Here is a 22,293-nt window from a genome sequence, read left to right on the forward strand (position 1 = left end):
TTTTTGCCAGAATCGCTACACTACCAACAGATTAAACCTAAATAATCATCCTAATATAGAGGTGACACCATGTCGCAATTGAATGTTGACCCACAAGAAATCGCAAAATTTGAAGCATTGGCTGCCAAATGGTGGGATCAACATTCAGAATTCCGCCCACTGCATCAAATCAATCCCTTACGTTTAAACTGGGTGGATGAACGTGTCGGTGGCTTGGCTGGCAAAAAAGTACTTGATGTCGGCTGTGGTGGTGGCATCTTGGCTGAAAGCATGGCACGTCGCGGAGCAGATGTCCTTGGCATCGATATGGGCGAAGCACCCCTTGCTGTAGGTCGTTTGCACGCAGAACAAGACAATGTACAAAACATTGAATATCGTCAAATCCCCGTTGAACAATTGGCACTAGAGCAAGCAGGTCAATACGATGTGGTGACCTGTATGGAAATGATGGAACATGTGCCTGATCCAGCGTCAATCGTGAAAGCCTGCCAAACCTTGGTAAAACCAGGCGGTCATGTGTTCTTCTCGACTATTAACCGTAATCCTAAATCGTATTTATTTGCGATTATTGGCGCGGAATATGTGCTGCGTTTATTGCCTAAAGGCACGCATGATTATCATAAATTCATCCGCCCTTCAGAAATGGCACATGATATTCGCAATGCAGGTTTAACGCTGAAAGAAATGACAGGCTTGCACTACAACCCAATTACCAAACACTATTGGTTAGCGCCGAATGTTGACGTGAATTACATGGTGCATACCACCAATACAGGTGCCGAATGAAAGCGGTTTTATTTGATCTAGATGGCACATTAATTGACACTGCCGCAGACTTTATTCGTATCATTCAACAAATGTGTCGTGATGAACAACGCCCTGTGGTTGATGCTGATACCATTCGTACACAAGTATCGGAAGGTGCTCGTGCCATGGTGAAGTTGGTTTATCCTGAATTAGAGGTCACAGACCCCGTGTTTTTGGCACATCGCCAACGTTTTTTAGATGTATATGGTGACAATATTGTGGTCGATACCGACCTGTTTGTCGGCATGTACCCATTACTTGAAGAACTGGAAGCACATCAAATTCCATGGGGAATTGTCACCAATAAGCCTCGTGGTCTAAGTGAGTCTCTTTTGGCAAAATTGGATCTGACTGAACGTTGTGCAGTCTTGGTTTGCCCAGAAGATGTCAGCAAAACCAAACCAGATCCAGAACCGATGTATTTGGCTGCAAAGCAACTCGAGCTTGATGCGAAAGAGATTATCTATGTCGGTGATCATCCACGAGATATTGACGCAGGTCGTCATGCCGATATGTATACCATTTTGGCTGCTTACGGTTATTTGCCAGTCGAATCCCGCGATGATCTTGCTGCTTGGCAAGCCGATGCCATTATTCAAACCATTCCTGAACTGCATCAGCTGATCAAACAGAAAATCACTGTATTGTCAGAAAATCAGGGTATGATGAATTAAATTTTTAAGATAAGAATAGGAGGCATAACAATGAAATACTCAGAATATCAACCTCGTCCAGATTTATTGAAAGATCGTATTATCCTGATCACAGGTGCTGGTGATGGGATTGGTCGTGCTGCTGCGATGAGTTATGCCCTACATGGTGCAACCGTTGTATTACATGGTCGCACCTTGAATAAACTTGAAGTGATCTATGATGAAATTGAAGGCTTAGGCGCACCACAACCTGCTATTTTGCCGCTACAACTGTCAACGGCATCAACCCATGATTATGAACTGTTGGTGAGCACGCTAGAGCAACAATTCGGCCGTTTGGATGGTATCCTGCATAACGCAGGCATGCTCGGTGATCGGGTTGAACTGGCACATTATCCTGTCGATGTTTGGGATGATGTACTCGCAGTAAATTTGCGTGCACCGTTTGCCCTCACTCAAGCCTTGTTGCCTTTATTAGAGAAATCTGAACATGCCTCGGTGGTGTTTACCAGTTCGAGTGTTGGCCGTGAAGCACGTGCGCTTTGGGGTGCCTATTCAGTGTCTAAAGTGGGCACTGAAGCCATGAGCAAAATCTTTGCGGCAGAAAATACCTATCCAAACATTCGTTTTAACTGCATCAATCCAGGTGGTACGCGTACAGCTATGCGAGCGAAAGCCTACCCAGAGGAAGATCCAAAAGTGCTCCCAACTCCAGATAGTATTATGCCCGCCTATCTGTACCTCATGGGCGATGACAGTTTAGATATGAATGGCCAAAGTATTGACGCTCAAGCTTAATTTCATCCTTACAATAATTCTAAATAACATTGGACACTGACCTTAAAACTGCTTTTTTCAGAGAAATGTGTGAAAAATCTTCATTGTTTTAAAGGAATAATGAATCGATCTTCACAGTTTCTCTGCATTTTTAACGTACAGTAGTTCACATGAGAGACATCCGAAGTCCATAAGGTGCATCATGAAAAAATTTTTCATTATCTTGGTTTTAGGTTCGACAACCCTGTTCAGTAGCCTGGGGACTTTTGCAGGTCCACATGATCGCGATGATGATTCGCGTGGTGGCGGCTGGCAAAATGGTCGTGGCTTTGATCGTCCAGATGGTGAAAATCGTCAACGTGAACGTCGCATGCGTGAAGAGCGTGGTGTCGAACGTTTAAAACAGCATCGTTGGCAGGAAGGCTATGTGATGCCACAGCACTATCGCGGTAACGGTTATAAAGTCGACTATAAAGACAGTAATCTGCCTCGCCCAGGGCGTAACGAACAGTGGTACAAGATCAATAACGACTATATTTTAGTCAATTCCGATGATAACAGCATTATCCGAATCATGGGCTTCTAGGTCCTTTTTACTGGTTCAGCAGAATTAAAGTTGAATCATTGCTTTAGGAATAGATTTATCTTTTGATTTTTTTCGTTAGAATCAGAGCAAGTGCTGCATATCTGAGATCCACATGGCGAAGCAAATGACTGAAAATTCACATAGTACAACAAAAGATTATGTGCATTGGTTTCGCCACTCCGCACCTTATATCAATGCACACCGTGATAAAACCTTTGTGCTGATGTTCTCTGGTGAAGCAGTTCAACACGAAAATTTCCAACACATCATCCATGATATTGCCCTATTACACTCTTTAGGAATTCGGTTAATTTTGGTCTATGGTGCACGTCCACAGATCAATCAAAATCTGCTTGAACGCAATATTGAAACGCCATTCCATCAAAGCCGTCGCATTACCACACGCGAATCCTTACGCGGTGTCATGAATGCGGTGGGTTCCATTCGTCTAGAAATTGAAGCCCTCCTCTCCATGGGTTTGGCGAACTCACCGATGTATGGTGCTCGCATTGATGTCGTCTCTGGCAATTTTGTCACGGCAAAACCGTATGGAATTCGCGATGGCATCGACTTCCAACTGACAGGTGAAGTCCGTTCCATTGATACCGATGCCATCCAACGTCATTTAGACAATCACAATATTGTTTTGCTTGGACCAACAGGTTATTCAACCACAGGTGAAGTATTTAATTTACTGGCTGAAGATGTGGCAACTAAAACAGCGACGGCCTTAAAAGCAGATAAACTGATCTTCTTGGGTGAAAAACAAGGCTTGATGAATGAACAACAACAGTTATTACGTGAATTAAGTCCACGCCAGCTTGAACCCTATATTCAACAAAACCAACAACAATACCCAGAATTTTCCTTACACCTCAAACAAGCGCAACAAGCCTCTTTATCTGGCGTACATCGCGTACATTTGATTTCATATGCTTATGACGGCGCACTGATTGAAGAACTATTTACTCGCGATGGTATTGGTACCTTGATCACCGATGCCCACTATGAAGAAGTGCGTATTGCCAATATTCACGATGTTGGTGGCTTGATTAATCTGCTGCGTCCGCTGGAACAGGAAGGAATTCTGGTGTATCGCTCTCGCGAACGTCTTGAAAGTGAAATTGAACATTTTGCAGTGATTGAACGCGACGGTATGATTTTGGCTTGTGCAGCGCTGTACCCGATACCTGTAGGATCAGATGAAATTCGTTCTGCTGAAATTGCCTGTGTCGCAGTGGATTCAAGCTATCGAAAATCCAATCGTGGTAGCCAGATTTTGCAATTCTTGGAAAGCAGAGCCAAACAGCAAGGGATTCAGCGACTGTTTGTGCTGACCACCCGAACCGCACACTGGTTCTTAGAGCAAGGCTTTAGTCCTGCCAGCGTAGATGATTTACCTAATGCGCGCCAAGCACTGTATAACTATCAACGTAACTCTCTCGTCTTTAAAAAAGCATTGTCGTAAGCGCAACGCATACAAAAGGAGATATTTTTATTTTTGATAAAGATATCTCCGCTTCATCATTATCTCTGCTTAAGGGAGTATGAAGAATAAATTCACCAAACTATAAAATAAAAATAATATAATTAAAAACAATAATTTATTCAAAAAAATCCATTCAACACTTATTCAACCCATAGATAAGATTATGCAATTTTCTATTTTGCACTTTTCAGCATAAGCAAAGCCCGATTACTTATTTTTTATGCAATAAAAAAAGTTTTAGTTTAGTTGCTCATCTTATTTAAATCTTTTGATTTGTCGGGGAGCACAACCAACATGACCATTTCAATCCATCGTTCATGGGCAACATATAGCATCATCGCAGCAAGTCTTGCCAGTCTGATGAGTGTTGCAGGTTGTGCAAAAAAACCAGAGCAGCAAGAGACAACAAAACAAGAAACCACAACATTAAATATCGGCTTTCAAAAGTATGGCATCCTGCCGATTCTCAAAGCAAAAGGTGAATTAGAAAAAAATCTTGCTGCTCAAGGTGTCAATGTTAAGTGGGTTGAATTCCCTGCAGGCCCACAACTGTTAGAAGGTTTAAATGTCGGCAGTGTGGTCTTTGGTGAGGCAGGTGAAGCACCACCGATCTTTGCTCAAGCAGCCAATCCGAACTTGGTATATGTCGCCAACCAACCGCCTGCACCCAAGGCCGAAGCATTGATCGTGCAGAAAGACTCGCCGATTCAGTCGATCCAAGATCTGAAAGGTAAACGTGTTGCGCTGAATAAAGGCTCCAATGTTCATTACCTCTTACTCAAACTATTAGAAGCAAACAATCTCAGCTTAAACGATATTCAACCTGTTTACCTGCCACCGTCAGATGCACGCGCAGCATTTGAAAAAGGTGCAGTAGATGCTTGGGTGATCTGGGACCCATTCTTTGCCGCAGCAGAACATCAGATTCATGCCCGTGTGATCGCTACAGGCGAACACTTAGTCAGCAATCATCAATTCTATTTGGCCGACCGCCAATTTGCTGAAAGTCATCCTCAGGTTTTAACGACCTTGGTCACCACACTCAATCAAACTACGGATTGGGTCAAAGCACATCCGGATGATGCAGCTAAATTGCTGGAAAAGCCGACGGGGCTTGAGTTTAATGTCTTAAAAAGTTCCATTTCACGCATGGGCTTCGGGGTTCAACCGATTTCTGAAAAAGTCGCAACAGAGCAGCAATACGTCGCCGATGCCTTCTTTGCGCAGAAACTGATTCCGAAGCAGCTTGTGATCCAAGATGCCGTATTAAAGAACGATGTTAAATAATTGAGGATCATCATGAAGTTGCTATCTAAAGTTTCTGTTTTGGGGTTGCTGATCTCTACATTTTCACTGAGTGGTTGCCAGAAGCCAGAGCAGAGTACGGAGAAGACAACTTCAGCAACTGAAAATACGGCTGTCAAAACCCTATCCATTGGCTTTCAGAAATCCTCCCTCAATTTATTAGTTGCCAAACAACAAAAGCTATTTGAGCAAGAATTTCCGAATGCCAAAATTGAATGGCGAGAATTTCCAGCAGGGCCACAAATGCTTGAAGCTCTTGCCGTTGGTGCAGTCGATTTTGGTTATGTCGGCAATACGCCACCCATCTTTGCGCAAGCCGCAGCTAAACCATTGAGCTATGTGGCTTATGAAGTGGTTGCACCAACAGGCCAAGCTATTTTGGTACATGCCAACGATAAAATCAGCACCCTTCAAGACTTAAAAGGCAAACGTGTCGCAGTTCAAAAAGGCTCCAGTGCACACGAACTACTCGCCAAAACCCTGCAAAAAGCAGGGCTATCTTGGCAAGACATTCAACCGATTTGGTTACCTCCTGCCGATGCACGCGCAGCTTTTGACAAACAGGCCGTTGATGCGTGGGCAATTTGGGAACCCTACTTAGGTACAGCAGAACTGCAAGGCCATACCAAAACCTTGGTCGATGGCTCTGCTTTTCCAACCACTTATTCTTTTTATATTGGTAATCCTGATTTTATTCAAAAGCATCCTGATTCTGCACCAAAGCTGATTAAGAGCATCAACATTGCGGATCAGTGGATTGTGCAGCACCAAGATCAGGCACTACAGATTTACGCACAAAGTACGGGGCTGAGCCTTCCTGTGGCGCAACGTGTTTTAGACAAACGACCAAAACCATCGCCTGTGCACATCCTCACAGCTGAGGTCATACAGAGTCAGCAACAAATCGCCGATTTATTTAAACAAGAGCAACTCATTCCTGTGCAAATCGATATTCAGCACAGTGTCTGGTCTGCCCAATAAACATTGATTTCATTTTCATAAGGAACATCGACATGAATATTTTCTGGTTTATCCCCACTCATGGTGACAGTCGTTATTTAGGCACCAGCAAGGGCGCTCGTCAGGTCGATCATGCTTATATGAAACAGATTGCAGTTGCCGTGGATAATCTGGGTTATGCAGGCGTACTCATTCCAACAGGACGCTCTTGTGAAGATCCTTGGATTACGGCAGCCAGTTTAATTGATGCAACCACCCAGCTTAAGTTTTTAGTCGCACTTCGTCCTGGGCTGACCACACCAGCACTTGCTGCACGCATGGCAGCAACTTTTGATCGTCTCTCTAATGGCCGTATCCTGCTCAACCTTGTCACAGGTGGTGATGAACAGGAATTAAAAGGTGATGGACTCTATGAGGACCACAGTACCCGTTATCAAACTGCTTCTGAATATGTCAAAATCTGGCGCGAAATTCTCACTCGCTCACATACGGGTGAACCGTTTAGCTTTCACGGCGAACGTCTCAGTGTGGATGATGCAAAACTACTCTATCCACCCGTCCAAAAACCTTATCCACCACTTTGGTTCGGTGGCTCATCAGAGGCCGCAACTGAGTTGGCAGCGGAGCAAGTTGATACCTATTTGACTTGGGGTGAACCTCCTGCTGCGGTAAAAGAGAAAATTGAACACCTCCGCGCAAAAGCCGCAGCCAAAGGCCGTACTCTGAATTATGGCATTCGCTTACACGTGATTGTACGCGAGACCAATGAACAGGCTTGGGCCGCTGCAGATGAACTGATTCAATACCTAGATGATGCAACCATTGCCGCAGCACAGAAAAAATTTGCGCAAATGGATTCGGTCGGTCAGCAACGTATGGCTGCACTGCATGGCGGACGTAAAGATCAATTGGAAGTTTCTCCAAACTTATGGGCAGGCATTGGCCTAGTTCGTGGCGGTGCGGGTACTGCATTAGTTGGCGATCCTGAAACCGTCGCCGCACGTATTCAAGAATATGCAGACTTGGGGATTGATACCTTTATTTTCTCAGGTTACCCACATTTGGAAGAGTCGATCCGTTTTGCCGAACTGGTGTTCCCATTATTGCCGCTCAAAACACGTGAAAAACTGGCACAACCGCATTTAACTGGGCCTTTCGGAGAAATCATTGCCAATAACTATGTCCCTGAGACCAAGGAAGCTAAAGCCTTGATCAAGGAGGGCGCATGAGTACAAAACCTTTTTTGAATGATGTTTCACGTGGAACACAAAAAATAGGCAAAGGTCTGCTACCGTGGTTGTTTCCAATTTTACTGATTTTTATTTGGCAAGCGGCTTCAAGTTCAGGTGTATTGCAAAGCAGAGTATTACCTGCCCCAACCGCTGTCGTGAGTGCCTTCTGGCACTTACTGATCAGTGGTGAACTTTGGCAACATGTCAAAGTCAGTGCAGGTCGTGCCTTACTCGGTTTACTGGTTGGTGGTGGTTTAGGTCTGATTTTAGGGTTATTAAATGGTTCATCCCGTATTGCATCGACTTTACTGGATACCACCTTACAAATGATCCGCAACATCCCTGCACTGGCCCTGATTCCACTGGTGATTTTATGGTTTGGGATTGATGAAACTGCCAAGCTTTTTTTAGTCGCTATCGGTGTGTTTTTCCCAATGTACATCAACACCTATCACGGTATTCGTTCGGTCGATCCACAACTGATCGAGATGGGTAAAAGTTACGGACTCAATCGTTGGCAACTCTATAAAGACATTATTTTACCTGGTGCGATGCCCTCGATTTTAGTTGGGCTACGTTTCTCTTTAGGTCTGGTTTGGGTACTGCTGATCGTCGCAGAAACCATTTCTGCACAAGCAGGAATTGGTTATATGACCATGAATGCACGAGAGTTTTTACAAACAGATATCGTCTTGGTGGGTATTTTGCTGTATGCCCTGCTCGGAAAATTAGCAGATGTATTGGCTCAAGTGTTGGAACGTTATCTACTGCGCTGGCATGCAGGTTATCAAAAATAATAAGGACATAAAGATGAGTAACTTAAATTTAAACTTCTACGATAACAACCTGATTCAGCCCGTTGCTGAACCAGAAACCATAACCTCGCCAGACAATGGTGCTCATATTCTGATTGAGCAACTGTATAAATTTTATGGTGAAGTCAAAGTCCTTGAAGACCTTGATCTGAACATTCAAGCGGGTGAGTTTGTTGCCATCGTTGGCCGTAGCGGCTGTGGTAAAAGCACCCTGCTCCGTTTGATTGCCCAACTCGAAAAAGCCAGTTATGGCGAAATCAAGTTCCAATCCGCTCGCAATTTCCGTGAAGGCATTACCAACCACGATATTCGTGTCATGTTCCAAGATCCACGCCTGTTACCATGGAAAAGTATTATACAAAACGTACAATTGGGTTTGCCTAAAAATCAGCATCAGCTTGCAGAAGCATTGCTAGAAAAAGTCGGGCTAAAAGACAAGGCGACGCAATGGCCAGCTCAGCTCTCAGGTGGACAACGCCAACGCGCTGCGCTTGCACGGGCGCTTTCCCATACACCCCGTATTTTGTTGTTAGATGAACCACTCGGCGCTTTAGATGCACTGACCCGTTTGGAAATGCAGAACCTGATTGAGCGCCTTTGGAAAGAACAAGGCTTTACCGCCATCTTGGTTACGCATGATGTTAGTGAAGCTGTGCAATTGGCTGATCGAATTATTCTTTTGGATCAGGGGCATATCGCCCATAGTTTTCAGGTCAATCTACCACGACCACGTAAAAAAAGTATTGCATTCGCTCAACTGGAGCAACAAGTCCTCGATGCGGTTTTAGCCACCTAAAGCCGCATTAATTTGCACTAAAATGTGACCAAAATAATAAAAATATAGTGCTCTTTCCTCCTGATCAGAAAAAAATTATTTACAAAATATGTATGCATTTTTTTAGATTTCAATAATTATCAAATACATCGTTTGCATTGGCCTAAAAAGTATATTTTTTTCGATAAAAAATTTTTGCAATTGTGCACAAATCCGACAATTTATCTTACAATGTCAATGACATTTTTTGAATCAAGCTCGCAGATGGAACAGAAGAAAAGTACACAAAAGCGCAATCAACTGCTGAATGCTGCCCTAGATGTTTTTTCCGTCTATGGGTTTAGTGGTGCCAGTCTGGATGAGATTGCACAACTTGCAAATATGCATAAATCGAATATTTTCTATTACTATGAAAATAAAGAATCGCTTTATGTCGAAGTGCTCACCACTGTATTGCAAAAGTGGCTTGCACCCTTACAAACCTTAGAGTCTGAGCTTGAGCCTACTGAAGCACTCACTCACTATTTGATTCAAAAAATTGAAAGCTCACGTGATCAGCCAAAAGCCTCTCGTTTATTTGCACTCGAAATCATTCAAGGTGCCCCGCATATTTTACCAATCTTAAAGGGCCCTTTGAAAAAGCTATTTAAGCGTAAAACCAAGGTGATTCAAACTTGGCAAGAACAAGGCAAATTGTCGGCAGAGGTCGACCCAGAATTATTGATTCTCAACATTTGGGCCATCACTCAAAACTATGCTGATTTTTCAACGCAAATAGAAATGGTCACAGGTAAAACATTACGCAACCGTAGCATGTTTCAACGCACCATCGAACATACTATTCATGTAATGTTATACGGCGTATTGCCACGTTAAATTTTCTTTAAAAGCCTTAATTTTATCGATTGAAATACACTAAAAAGCGACTTTGTTAGTCGCTTTTTTCTATTCTATACATGATGAAAAAAACCGCTCATGTGTGCTAAACCCTAGAATGGCTTAAAGTATTTCACGTAAGGCGTATTGTGTTAGTTTGAGGAGATCTTCCAAAGCATCTATCGGGTAAATTGCTGCTCTAACATTGTTTTCCCCCACTGATTCCCTTCCCATTCCTTTGTCAGCTTAAATCCAAATAATTCGTAAAGTTTACGAGCTGCATCAAGACCACTGAATGTCCATAAGTGCACAGCAGAGAATTCTTTTTGATCACAAAAAGCGATCGCTTCTGCTAATAGTCTTTTTCCAATGCCACTGCCTCGACATCCATCATCAAGAATAAACCAACGTAGATGGGCCTCTTTATTTCCTAAATCTTGCCCATCTATAGCGACTGAACCGACGATCTGATCATTCTGTATTGCAAGCCAGATGTTATTGCATTCTTCATGTAGTCGTTCCGAAAATTCAGCAAGGCCTGTTGCAACTTTACCTTCAAAGAAATGTCCAAACCCATAGTTTCTTGAATAGTAATTTCCGTGCATCTCTGCAATGCGACCAATCATTCCTGCACGGTATCCAGATACTATTTCAATATTTTTATTTACCTCAGTAATCGGATCACTTCGGCAAGCAACTAGAGCGTCTGCATAAGATCTGAGGCCTTGAGCTATTTGTCTTTGTTGAGATAGTGCTAAATTTTCTATAGCTTGAATAACCCTCATTTCACCATATTCATTTATTTTTTTTGCCGTACTTCGCCCTTTATCTGTTAATTGAATTGACTTAGACCGGCCATCATTCACTGCTTGAATTTCCTTAATTTCACCAGCATCAATTAACTTAGCCAGCATTCGACTCACACTAGATTTTTCTAAGCCTAATATTTGTGCTAATTGGATGGCAGTCATAGATCCATTATTTTCAATCTCCAATAATGTATGAACCGCTGAAGGTGAATATTCTGTAGCGGCAAGAGTCGCACTCATAAAACCAAGTTCACGAACCATAATTCGGGAAGATCTACGAATTTCTTCAATTAATTTATTATTTATCATAGTTACACCTTCAAATATGGTTGTACTATACAACTATATTTAAAAGTGTAAGTCAAATGTTTAAAATAATGGTTGCTCTACGGTTTAAAAATAATATTTTTAATTTCAAAACTTATTAATAAATTCAAGTTTATCCATGCATACAGCTGCATTATGCCTTTGCATTTAAAAATGTGCCTGATACAACGCCAATAATTTTTGTGCGCCAAGCAACAGGTTCTCTTCCCAGTCCAGATGCGCAGTATCATTGGCACCATCAGTAATATATTTGACTGAAATCAAACGTACCCCAAGCTTTTGACACACTTTGGCTAAGGCGTAAGCTTCCATATCGACTAAGTTACAGCTGACCTTTGGAACACCTGTTTCAAAAGAATCACCCGTTCCACAGATCCCTTTAGGTAAAAGCTCAAAATGCGGTTGGGTATGGATCTCCGCAGGAATCTCATCATCCATTGGTGTCACACCCACGGCAAAACCTAAAGGCGACACATCCATATCGCGCTGCACGAAAGTAATCACCTCAACCAGACTATGTGCATCGAAGTGCGAACTGCCTGCACTGCCTAAATTGATCAGCGTTTTACACCCCGTTTTTTGAATCACTTCAAATGCCTTGAATGCTGCATTAATTTTGCCGATTCCACTGTAATGAACGTCAATACCCGCTTGTTCAAACAAACCTTTAGATTCATTCGGCAGGGCCATAATCAGAGCAACATCAGCATTCATAGAAAAGACTCGTTCAAATCGAAATAAAGACACAAAAAAGGTGTGCTTTAGCACACCTTGATATTATTGCATCTTCTGCTGTAAGGAGACCAAACAGGGAGAGAAAAATAATTGACCACTATATGCCCCTGCCAACGTTTTCTTCATCACCAATGCCCACAAACCAACCAACAACAGACTTAAAACCACAGCCGCATACTGTAAGAAATCGATATGTAACTGATGTGCCAAGTTGAAGATTGCTAAAATAAACACACCGAATGGGAAAGTCAGTCCCCACCAACCCAAGTTAAATGGAATGCCAGTACGCATATGGCGCAGTGTGGTCAAAATCGCAATCCCAAACCACCATAAGCCAAAACCTAATAACACCAAACTTGCCACAATACCCAAGGCTGGAAGTAATGTCGCTAAGCCTTCAAAGCCCATCGCCTGCATAATACGTGGTGCTTGTTCACCCAATAATAATAATGCCAAGGCCCCTGTTCCAATCGGTCCTAGACATAACCAGCTTGAAATCGCCACTTCTTTTTCCGGCAATTGGTGCAAGGCCAAACGTAACATCAGAATCGTTAAGATCGCAAAAGCAGGTAATACAGAAATACCCCACAACACATAGCCTGTGATCAAAATCGTTAAAGCATGCTGATCTGCTGCTAAATGCTGTAATAGCAGCCCCGCAGAGCTGGCAGCGACTTCACACGCCACGATCGGGAGTAACCATACCGCAGTCATACGATGTAATTGATGATCTTGGCAGCTAAACATACAAAATGGCACTACCCATGCAATCACCACCGCAAGAACAACATCGAAGTACCAAAGGTAAGTGGCAATTTGTACAGCAATATCGCCATATAAATGGGTACCGAAACTGAGAAAACCATTGGCAATCGTCGCTAAGCCCATCGGAATCGCACCGAGGAATAAACTCATGTTGGGGTGAGTAAAAATATGCTTGGCTTCAGTCGGAAATAAAATCCAGCGTAAGATATAAAGCACACTAAAGGTGCTAAATAACAAAATATTAAATTGCCATAATTTAGTCGCAAGCATAAATAAGACAGATGAAGCGAAAGGCAGCTGTGCTAAAATCATCGCCACTACACCCGTTCCCATGGTTGCAGTAAACCAGTTCGGGGTAAAATGGCGAATTACATCGGTGCTCTGCTCTAGCTGATAAAACGGCTTTTTCATCTCTATCTCGATATCAAGCGACTATGCAGCTATTTTAACGGAACATATAAATAAGAAAAATTGATTTATTTTTATTTAATGAATCAATTTAATTGATATAAAATCTCTAAATATTGAAAATTTCCTGTGTAAAAACACAACAACAAGACGAAACGCTGAGAATATGGCAATATATAGCCTTTGCAAAATCACTGTATTTAACGCCCATGAAGTTGCTTCGTCTCAACGCATTATCGCCAGATTTTCAGTTACCCCCAACTGCGGTAACGATTGGCAATTTTGATGGTGTCCATCTCGGCCATCAAGCGATGATTGCTCAACTCAAAACGTTGGCTGAAGCGCAAGGCTTAAAAACATTGGTGATGATTTTTGAGCCACAACCACTTGAATTCTTTAAAGGTTATGATGCACCTCCTCGCATCAGCTCGCTCAGAGAAAAAGTAGAATATTTAACTGAGCTCGGTGTGGACTACATTGCAGTTGCGAAATTTGACCAATATTTTAGAAGTTTAAATGCCACTGAATTTGCCGACCTACTTAAATTAAAACTCAATGCACAAAGCTTGGTGCTGGGTGATGATTTTCATTTTGGGAAAGACCGCCAAGGCAACAGCGAATTTTTACGCGACTATGGTTTTGATGTCACCAATTTAAATACCGTGGCTTTAAATGATGAACGTGTCAGTTCAACTCGTATTCGTCAGGTCCTTCAACAGGGTGATCTGGCATTAGCGGCAAAACTATTGGGCCGTCCTTATAGCATCACAGGCCGAGTACAATATGGCGATCAGATTGGCCGTACCCTTGATTTTCCAACGATTAATGTTCGTTTAAACCGTCACAAACCCTGTTTAAACGGAATTTATGCGGTGGATGTGGTCTGTGAAAATGCCTCGCTGAATGCAAAAATAAAACATTCAGATCCTGCTCTTAACGGTATTGCAGGCTATCAAGCTGACAGTTTGTTTGGTGCAGGTCATGTGGGGACTCGTCCAGCCATCAAACAAGACCAGCCAGAATGGCGATTAGAGGTACATTTCCCTGATGTTTCTGCTAATCTGTATGGCTTATTGATGCGGGTAACCTTTCTTCACTATTTGCATGGTGAACTGAATTACCCTTCGCTTGAAGCCCTCAAAGCCGGAATTGATGATGATGTGCAAAAGTTACGAGACTATCGTACTAACACAGCTGAATTTCCTTTTTAAATTTAATTTTCATTTGTAATACATGTCAGTTTACAAACTGATCAAACTGGAAGAAAACTTGCATGAGCGATAAGCAAACTCCTGAAAATGCAGTGGATTATAAAGCCACACTCAATTTGCCAGCGACTGAATTTGCCATGAAGGCAAACTTGGCTGTACGTGAAGCCAAATGGTTAGAAGAGTGGTATGCCGACAACATTTATCAGCAGATTCGTGAAGCGCGTATTGGCAAGAAAAAATATGTACTGCATGACGGCCCTCCATATGCCAATGGTCAAATCCATTTAGGCCATGCAGTCAATAAAGTCTTAAAAGACATCATTATTAAAAGCCGCGTTTTAGATGGCTTCGATGCACCATATGTACCAGGTTGGGACTGTCACGGCCTGCCAATCGAACTAAAAGTCGAAGAAAAAGTCGGTAAAGTGGGCGTTAAAGTCGATGCCTCAACTTTCCGTAAGGCTTGTCGTGAATATGCGTATACGCAAGTCGAATTACAGAAGAAAGACTTTGTACGTATGGGCGTTTTTGGTGATTGGGACAATCCGTACCTGACCATGAACTTCAAGCAAGAAGCTGACATCGTGCGTGCACTTGGCGCCATTGCCAAAGCAGGTCATATCGAACCGGGTTTAAAACCTGTGAACTGGTGTATGGACTGTGGTTCTTCACTGGCTGAAGCTGAAGTTGAATACGAAGATAAAAAATCAGATGCCATTGATGTTGGCTTCACGGTTGTTGATCTCAAAGATCTCAGCACACGTTTGAATGTTGATGTTCAAGATGCGACAGATATCGTGATCTGGACCACTACACCATGGACCTTACCTGCCAACCAAGCAGTCGCGCTACACGCTGATATCGACTATCAATTGGTTCAAGTAACCACTGACCGTGGTACTCAAAACTTTATTTTGGCCAAAGATCTGGTTGAATCTGCAATCGAACGCTACAAACTGGAAAATCCAGTCGTGCTTGCAGATTTCAAAGGTGCTGCAATTGAAAATCTGTTATTGCAACACCCACTGTTAACAGATCGTCAAGTACCTGTCATTTTAGGCGAGCACGTGATTGCAACCAGTGGTACAGGTGCAGTGCATACCGCACCTGGCCATGGTGTAGACGATTACAAAGTCGGTTTGCTTTATCAGCTTAAAGTTGAAAACCCTGTCGGTGGTAATGGTGTTTATTTACCAACATCGCCAATTTTTGCAGGTGAGCATATCTATAAAGCCAACCCTCAAATCATTGAGGCATTGGGTGCACTCGGTCGTCTGTGGGCGCATCAGCCAATTAAACACAGCTACCCACACTGCTGGCGCCATAAGACCCCAATTATCTTCCGTGCGACACCGCAATGGTTCATCAGCATGGATGCCAATGGTCTGCGCCAAAATGCCTTGAATGCGATTGAAAATGATATCGAATTTGTGCCTGATTGGGGACAAAGCCGTATTCAGTCGATGATTGAAGGTCGTCCAGATTGGTGTATCTCGCGTCAACGTACTTGGGGCGTGCCAATTCCATTTTTCGTGCACAAAGATACCAATGCATTGCACCCACGTACGCCTGAATTGATCGAAGAAGTGGCTAAACTGATCGAACAAGAAGGTATCGATGGTTGGTATAACCGTGAAGCGAGTGAGTTCATCGGTGCGGATGCAGAACAATATAATGCGGTACGCGATACCTTAGACGTTTGGTTTGACTCTGGAACTACACACTACGCTGTACTTCGTGAACGTGATGATCTACAAGATCCAGCAGACTTATATCTTGAAGGTTCAGATCAACACCGTGGCTGGTTCCAATCATCGTTGTTAACCTCAATCGCGATCAATGAGCGTGCGCCATATAAAGGCCTACTCACCCACGGTTTCGTGGTTGATGAGAAAGGCCGTAAGATGTCTAAATCATTAGGCAACATCATTACCCCGCAAGACATTATCAAAGATATGGGTGCTGATGGCTTACGTTTCTGGATCGCATCTGCTGACTATCGTTACGAGATGACGGCTGGTAAAGAAATCTTTAGCCGCGCATCAGATGGTTATCGTCGTATTCGTAATACTTTACGTTTCTTGTTGGCAAACTTGAATGGCTTCAAACCATCAACAGATGCTTTACCAGTCGACCAGTTGATTGCATTGGATCAATACATCTTACAACGTGCTGCTGAGGTTCAAAAAACCATCCAGCAAGCCTATGAAGAGATGAACTTCCATATCGTCACTAATGCATTAACAAGCTTCTGTATTAATGACTTGGGTGGTTTCTACCTCGACATCATCAAAGATCGTCAGTACACCACCAAAGCAGATTCACAGGCACGTCATTCTGCGCAAACTGCGCTGTATCATATCGTGCAAGCTTTTGTTCGTTGGATGTCACCGATCCTCAGCTTTACCGCACAAGAAGCTTGGCCATTGATTCCAGAACAAACTGGAAAATATGTATTTACCGCTGAATGGTATGACATTCCAACTGCATCAACAGCAAACTTACTGTCTGAAGCAGATTGGCAAACATTGATTAGCGTAAAATCAGCAGTAAATAAACAGATTGAAGCGGCACGTAACGCTAAACTCATTGGTAGTAACCTATCTGCTAAAGTTGAACTTTGGGCAGATGAAGCATTACAAACATTGTTAAACCAATTGGCTGATGAATTACGTTTTGTCTTGATTACCTCTCAAGTCATCGTTCACCCTTATGCTGAACAAGGCGAAAGCACAGACCTCGAAGGTCTGCGTGTCCAAGTTTCGGCGGCAGACGGTGAAAAGTGTGTACGTTGCTGGCATGTATTGCCTGATGTAAATACACACGTTGGTCATGCTGGTTTATGCGCTCGTTGTATTATCAATGTCACTGGCAGTGGCGAAGTGAGAAAATATGCATAATTCTGTGCAAACAAGCCCAACAAAAAAAGGCTTATTCCAATTTTACCCACACAACTTAATGTGGCTTGGACTTTCAGTCCTTGCTATTGTGTTGGATCAATGGACCAAATGGATTGCAAGTTCGCATTTAAACTATGCGGACCCTGTTCCCGTTCTGCCGTTTTTAAATTGGACACTGCTGCATAATTATGGCGCAGCATTCAGCTTTTTGTCTGATGCAGGCGGCTGGCAACGCTATTTCTTTACCTCATTAGCAGGTTTTGTTTCGGTAATTTTTGTTTTCTGGCTGATGCGTATGCCTAAGAAAATGATTGTATTACCGATGGCAATTGCGTTAATTCTTGGTGGAGCAATTGGCAATCTGATTGACCGTGTCAGCTTAGGCTATGTGGTCGACTTTATTCATGTTTATTATCAAAACAGCCATTTTCCAGCCTTCAATCTTGCGGATAGCTCAATTACTCTAGGCACGATTTTGCTGCTGATCGATACTTTCTTCTTAGAGAAGAAACGCAACCAAAATACGGATGCATAAGATGAACGAAATTATCCAACCAAACGAAGAAATTCGTATTCAAGATGGCTCAAAAGTCGACTTACATTTTTCTGTATCGGTTGAAAATGGTGTTGAAATCGACAATACCCGTGGTCGTGAAGAGCCTGTCAGTCTTGTGATTGGCGATGGTAACCTGTTACCTGGGTTTGAAAAGGCTTTATTTGGTTTACGTGCAGGCGACCGTCGTACTGTACATTTACCGCCTGAAGATGCTTTTGGACCTTGGAATGCAGAAAATATCCAAATCTTTGATACGGTTAAATTTGAACAACGCCCAATCGTTGGTCATATGATTGAGTTTGAAGACAAGGCCAAAGCAACGCTGTTTGGTGTTGTAAAATCGGTCAATGATGACACCACAGAAATCGATTTTAATCATCCACTGGCAGGCAAAAATATTACTTTTGAAGTGGAAATCTTCAAAGTCACCCCAGCAGGCCAGCAAGGCATCAAATTGATGTAACAAAAAAGCTCTCAAATGAGAGCTTTTTTTATCGCCTAAAAAAAGTATAAGATCATTTAAAGGCATTCATTTTTAAAATCAAAGCAATAACACAGGAATTTAAACATGCTGATTTATATTATTGTTGGAAGTGTTCGGGAAGGTCGTACAGCGATCAAAGTCGCAAATTGGGTACAACAAGCGACAACTGAACTCGCATTAAAAGATATTCAAACCGAAGTTGTTGATCTTAAGGAATGGGACTTACCGCTCTTTGCAGGTTCTCATCCACCTGCGACAGGCATCTATGATCAGCCGAAACAACAGCAATGGGCGGATAAAATTGCGCAGGCACAGGCCTTTATCTTCATTAGTCCTGAATATAACCATGGCTATAGTCCAGCACTGAAGAATGCCTTGGATTATGTGGGTAAAGAATGGCAAGGCAAACCTGCAGCCTTTATTGGCTATGGTTCTACCAATGGCTCACGTTCAATCAGTCAAATTCGCCAAGTAACCTCAAGCTTAGGTCTAGTTGATCCCAATGCCGTAATTGAAATTCGCGACATCTTTAAACGCAATAAAGATGAGAACTTTGAAGCCAATGAGTTTGAAGTGAAAGGCTTAGCGGCTCTCGTTGCCAAATTACAGAAATATCATATCGCTTAATTGTAAGCCTAAGCGTACGTTGATTAGATCGATTTACGTCTATTCCACTTTCGACTTGATCGCTAATATATAAAGCATAGAGAGACAGGAAGTCTCATTGAGAATAAGAACAGACACAGGATGTGGTCGTTAATAGGATATCAACGACATAAACTGAATATGAAGAAGCCCCGTCAGGATGATGGGGCTTCTTTTTGTTTATTCTTTCTGCTTTATCCGTCCGTATCAGCTATACCATTCATTGGGTATCATGTTAAACACTTTAGTAGCTGAGCCAGTAATCGAGTGCACGTATTGCATCTGGCTGATTAATATAATCACCTTCTGTTGCAATGAACTTAAGATAGGCAATAATAACATTTACATGTTTAAGGGTAAGCTCTGAAAACTGCTCTAGGATATACTCCCCCAGACCAGGGTAATAATTTTCTGCTTGCGTTGGATCTTGCAGTGAGGATATAGTACACAAAACAAAACTATCTTCCCAAATCGGTCGCTTGTAGTACCTAACAGAATGACGCATAAATGCTGGAAGATAATATAAAAACTCATCACCTTTCATATGAGCTAGCTGGCAACCGCACTCCTCCAACTCTGAATCAGAAATTTCCTGCCATATCTTGTCGGTACACCGCATTCCAGCAATATTCCATTCTGCAGCAGATATTTCTTGGGAAAGACCTTTCTCATCGGTTATCTTGAACTGACGAAGCGATGTTTTAGGTCTTTTAACATCTGAAAATGCAACCTCAATTTCCTCAATAAGTTCTTCTTGATTCACTTTCATGCACCTAACTAATCACCGTTAAATGGATCTAATTACAATAACGAAGATCGACTTATAGTGATTGACTATAATTTAAACCAAGTAATAATTTCGAGGCTACTTCACGTAAGTTTTTACCAGCAAAATATAACTTCTTATCTATATCAGTGTAAAATAAAATTTGCCATGCTTATTAATCAGTACACTTATATTTAGTGATAATGAGCTAAAGCTACTAAGACTAAATATCCAATACCGCTAACCTCAGCATATACCCCATTTAATTTTTCGAGAAAAGTGATATCACTTGCCTCACATTCTCATCTTCTTGAACGTCACCAATATGTAAACCAGAATATTCAGACAAAATTTCTAATACTCTCTTTTAAAGATCACAATCGATAGCAAAATTATTTTCAATTATTTGTAAGTGCCCTTTAAACCAACCTGTATCTTTGAATAATTTATATGTATTCATCCTTTTTCATTTTATGCCTAACTACAGTTATAAGAACTGCACGCCGTATACTAACACTATATTTTAACTGCCATTAAGCATAGCAAGAATATAGCATAATCAAATTTACACTTGGCTGACAGAATATTTTCTTTTCTTCCGTCCAATAAAAAACACCCCCAACCGTTAGGTTGGGGGTGTTTAGTATTTAAAAGCTGGCGATGACTTACTCTCACATGGCAAGTGCCACACTACCATCAGCGCTAAGAGGTTTCACTTCTGAGTTCGGGAAGGGATCAGGTGGTTCACTCTTGCTATTGTCGCCAGCAAACTGTTGTGGTGCTTTCGGGTCTTAATCACGATGTATTGTCGTATGCCTTACTTACGGTCCAAAGAGTTATTAACGGATTAGATAATTGGTCTGTATTGTAACTAGTTTATTCACTAAATCAAGTTCAATCAGTTGTTTTCACTTCTGACTGTTTGGTTTTGAATCGAATTGAGCTTTATATACAACTGCTTGGGTGTTGTATAGTCAAGCCTCACGAGCAATTAGTATTGGTCAGCTTCACACGTCACCGTGCTTCCACACCCAACCTATCAACGTCCTAGTCTCGAACGGCTCTTTAGAGGAATAAATTCCTAGGGAAATCTTATCTTGAGGTAGGCTTCCCGCTTAGATGCTTTCAGCGGTTATCCCTTCCGAACATAGCTACCCGGCGATGCGACTGGCGTCACAACCGGTACACCAGAGGTTCGTCCACTCTGGTCCTCTCGTACTAGGAGCAGATCCTCTCAAATTTCCAGCGCCCACGGTAGATAGGGACCGAACTGTCTCACGACGTTCTAAACCCAGCTCGCGTACCTCTTTAAATGGCGAACAGCCATACCCTTGGGACCTGCTTCAGCCCCAGGATGAGATGAGCCGACATCGAGGTGCCAAACACCGCCGTCGATATGAACTCTTGGGCGGTATCAGCCTGTTATCCCCAGAGTACCTTTTATCCGTTGAGCGATGGCCCTTCCATACAGAACCACCGGATCACTAAGACCTACTTTCGTACCTGCTCGACTTGTGGGTCTCGCAGTTAAGCGCGCTTTTGCCTTTATACTCTACGCGTGATTTCCGACCACGCTGAGCGCACCTTCGTACTCCTCCGTTACTCTTTAGGAGGAGACCGCCCCAGTCAAACTACCCACCAGACATGGTCCTCGCCCCGGATTACGGGGCAGAGTTAGAACCTCAACATTACCAGGGTGGTATTTCAAGGACGGCTCCATTAGAACTAGCGTTCTAACTTCAAAGCCTCCCACCTATCCTACACAAGTAAGGTCAAAGTTCAATGTCAAGCTGCAGTAAAGGTTCACGGGGTCTTTCCGTCTAGCCGCGGGTACACTGCATCTTCACAGCGATTTCGATTTCACTGAGCCTCTGCTGGAGACAGCGCCGCCATCATTATGCCATTCGTGCAGGTCGGAACTTACCCGACAAGGAATTTCGCTACCTTAGGACCGTTATAGTTACGGCCGCCGTTTACTGGGGCTTCGATCAAGAGCTTCGCTTACGCTAACCCCATCAATTAACCTTCCAGCACCGGGCAGGCATCACACCCTATACGTCCACTTTCGTGTTTGCAGAGTGCTATGTTTTTAATAAACAGTTGCAGCGGCCTGGTTTCTGTGGCTGCCAATAGCTCAGGGAGCAAGTCCCATCACCGTCAGCAGCGTACCTTCTCCCGAAGTTACGGTACCATTTTGCCTAGTTCCTTCAGCAGAGTTCTCTCAAGCGCTTTGGTCTACTCGACCTGACCACCTGTGTCGGTTTCGGGTACGATTCCTGTGTAACTGAAGCTTAGAGACTTTTCCTGGAAGCATGGTATCAGCCACTTCACTGTACAAGTACAGCTTGCTATCAGTTCTCAGCATAGAGTACCCCGGATTTGCCTAAGATACATGCCTACAACCTTCCACCT

General features: G+C 42.8%; 20 protein-coding genes and 2 rRNA genes. 16 read left to right on the forward strand and 6 right to left on the reverse strand.

Annotated features, from left to right (window positions below; all coding sequences use genetic code 11):
- Positions 1-69 precede the first annotated feature (69 nt).
- From ubiG to F896_RS02280, 11 genes are all read left to right on the forward strand, one after another.
- The gene (gene ubiG, locus F896_RS02330) at positions 70-786 is read left to right on the forward strand and encodes a bifunctional 2-polyprenyl-6-hydroxyphenol methylase/3-demethylubiquinol 3-O-methyltransferase UbiG (RefSeq protein WP_016164941.1); all 717 of its coding nucleotides are present in this window, start codon (positions 70-72) and stop codon (positions 784-786) included.
- Complete coding sequence (locus F896_RS02325; protein WP_004801757.1) at positions 783-1,481, forward strand: HAD family hydrolase; 699 nt, start codon at positions 783-785, stop codon at positions 1,479-1,481. Before ubiG ends, F896_RS02325 begins: the two co-directional genes overlap by 4 nt.
- Before the next feature lie 30 nt (positions 1,482-1,511).
- Positions 1,512-2,258, forward strand: a complete 747-nt coding sequence (locus tag F896_RS02320) for a YciK family oxidoreductase (RefSeq protein WP_016164942.1) — start codon at positions 1,512-1,514, stop codon at positions 2,256-2,258.
- Positions 2,259-2,439: 181 nt separating this feature from the next.
- Positions 2,440-2,823, forward strand: a complete 384-nt coding sequence (locus F896_RS02315; RefSeq protein ID WP_004801755.1) for an RcnB family protein — start codon at positions 2,440-2,442, stop codon at positions 2,821-2,823.
- A gap of 112 nt (positions 2,824-2,935) precedes the next feature.
- The gene (argA, locus tag F896_RS02310; RefSeq protein ID WP_016164943.1) at positions 2,936-4,291 is read left to right on the forward strand and encodes an amino-acid N-acetyltransferase; all 1,356 of its coding nucleotides are present in this window, start codon (positions 2,936-2,938) and stop codon (positions 4,289-4,291) included.
- 315 nt (positions 4,292-4,606) lie between these two features.
- Positions 4,607-5,599, forward strand: a complete 993-nt coding sequence (locus tag F896_RS02305) for a sulfonate ABC transporter substrate-binding protein (RefSeq protein ID WP_016164944.1) — start codon at positions 4,607-4,609, stop codon at positions 5,597-5,599.
- A gap of 12 nt (positions 5,600-5,611) precedes the next feature.
- Positions 5,612-6,598, forward strand: coding sequence for an aliphatic sulfonate ABC transporter substrate-binding protein (locus tag F896_RS02300; protein ID WP_016164945.1), 987 nt, complete (start codon positions 5,612-5,614; stop codon positions 6,596-6,598).
- A gap of 32 nt (positions 6,599-6,630) precedes the next feature.
- Positions 6,631-7,806, forward strand: coding sequence for an FMNH2-dependent alkanesulfonate monooxygenase (gene ssuD, locus F896_RS02295; RefSeq protein WP_016164946.1), 1,176 nt, complete (start codon positions 6,631-6,633; stop codon positions 7,804-7,806).
- Positions 7,803-8,606: an aliphatic sulfonate ABC transporter permease SsuC gene (ssuC, locus tag F896_RS02290; protein ID WP_016164947.1), complete on the forward strand. Its 804-nt coding sequence runs from the start codon at positions 7,803-7,805 to the stop codon at positions 8,604-8,606. Before ssuD ends, ssuC begins: the two co-directional genes overlap by 4 nt.
- Positions 8,607-8,619: 13 nt before the next feature.
- Entirely contained in the window at positions 8,620-9,420 is an 801-nt protein-coding gene (locus F896_RS02285) for an ABC transporter ATP-binding protein (RefSeq protein ID WP_016164948.1), read from the forward strand.
- 243 nt (positions 9,421-9,663) lie between these two features.
- Entirely contained in the window at positions 9,664-10,275 is a 612-nt protein-coding gene (locus F896_RS02280) for a TetR/AcrR family transcriptional regulator (protein ID WP_032882534.1), read from the forward strand.
- Between the two features lie 179 nt (positions 10,276-10,454).
- Here F896_RS02280 and F896_RS02275 read toward each other — a convergent pair whose 3' ends face one another.
- The 3 genes from F896_RS02275 to F896_RS02265 all read right to left on the reverse strand — a co-directional run bounded on the left by F896_RS02275 (position 10,455) and on the right by F896_RS02265 (position 13,322).
- A complete protein-coding gene (locus F896_RS02275) occupies positions 10,455-11,393 on the reverse strand; it encodes a bifunctional helix-turn-helix transcriptional regulator/GNAT family N-acetyltransferase (RefSeq protein ID WP_016164950.1) in 939 nt (312 codons plus the stop codon).
- 165 nt (positions 11,394-11,558) lie between these two features.
- Positions 11,559-12,125, reverse strand: coding sequence for a phosphorylase family protein (locus F896_RS02270; protein ID WP_016164951.1), 567 nt, complete (start codon positions 12,123-12,125; stop codon positions 11,559-11,561).
- A 63-nt stretch (positions 12,126-12,188) separates the two neighbouring features.
- Entirely contained in the window at positions 12,189-13,322 is a 1,134-nt protein-coding gene (locus tag F896_RS02265) for a TDT family transporter (RefSeq protein WP_016164952.1), read from the reverse strand.
- Positions 13,323-13,528: 206 nt separating this feature from the next.
- Here F896_RS02265 and ribF point away from each other — a divergent pair, with 206 nt between their 5' ends.
- The 5 genes from ribF (at position 13,529) to F896_RS02240 (ending at position 19,097) form a co-directional block, all read left to right on the forward strand.
- A complete protein-coding gene (gene ribF / locus F896_RS02260; protein WP_016164953.1) occupies positions 13,529-14,530 on the forward strand; it encodes a riboflavin biosynthesis protein RibF in 1,002 nt (333 codons plus the stop codon).
- Positions 14,531-14,592: 62 nt separating this feature from the next.
- Entirely contained in the window at positions 14,593-17,430 is a 2,838-nt protein-coding gene (ileS, locus tag F896_RS02255; protein WP_016164954.1) for an isoleucine--tRNA ligase, read from the forward strand.
- Entirely contained in the window at positions 17,423-17,965 is a 543-nt protein-coding gene (lspA, locus tag F896_RS02250; protein ID WP_016164955.1) for a signal peptidase II, read from the forward strand. The genes ileS and lspA overlap by 8 nt, the downstream gene beginning before the upstream one ends.
- 1 nt (position 17,966) lies before the next feature.
- Complete coding sequence (locus F896_RS02245) at positions 17,967-18,449, forward strand: FKBP-type peptidyl-prolyl cis-trans isomerase (protein WP_005320012.1); 483 nt, start codon at positions 17,967-17,969, stop codon at positions 18,447-18,449.
- Between the two features lie 105 nt (positions 18,450-18,554).
- Positions 18,555-19,097 carry an NADPH-dependent FMN reductase gene (locus F896_RS02240; RefSeq protein WP_005320015.1) on the forward strand — a complete coding sequence of 181 codons (543 nt, stop codon included), beginning with the start codon at positions 18,555-18,557 and terminating at the stop codon, positions 19,095-19,097.
- A gap of 262 nt (positions 19,098-19,359) precedes the next feature.
- Here F896_RS02240 and F896_RS02235 read toward each other — a convergent pair whose 3' ends face one another.
- The 3 genes from F896_RS02235 to F896_RS02225 form a co-directional block, all read right to left on the reverse strand.
- Positions 19,360-19,878, reverse strand: coding sequence for a DUF6714 family protein (locus F896_RS02235; RefSeq protein WP_155765795.1), 519 nt, complete (start codon positions 19,876-19,878; stop codon positions 19,360-19,362).
- Positions 19,879-20,533: 655 nt separating this feature from the next.
- Positions 20,534-20,648 (reverse strand): 5S ribosomal RNA (rrf, locus tag F896_RS02230).
- 203 nt (positions 20,649-20,851) lie between these two features.
- Positions 20,852-22,293: ribosomal RNA gene (locus tag F896_RS02225) — 23S ribosomal RNA — on the reverse strand; the annotation flags it as partial.

Origin of the sequence: Acinetobacter genomosp. 15BJ, assembly GCF_000400715.1 — a bacterium.
Lineage (GTDB): Bacteria > Pseudomonadota > Gammaproteobacteria > Pseudomonadales > Moraxellaceae > Acinetobacter.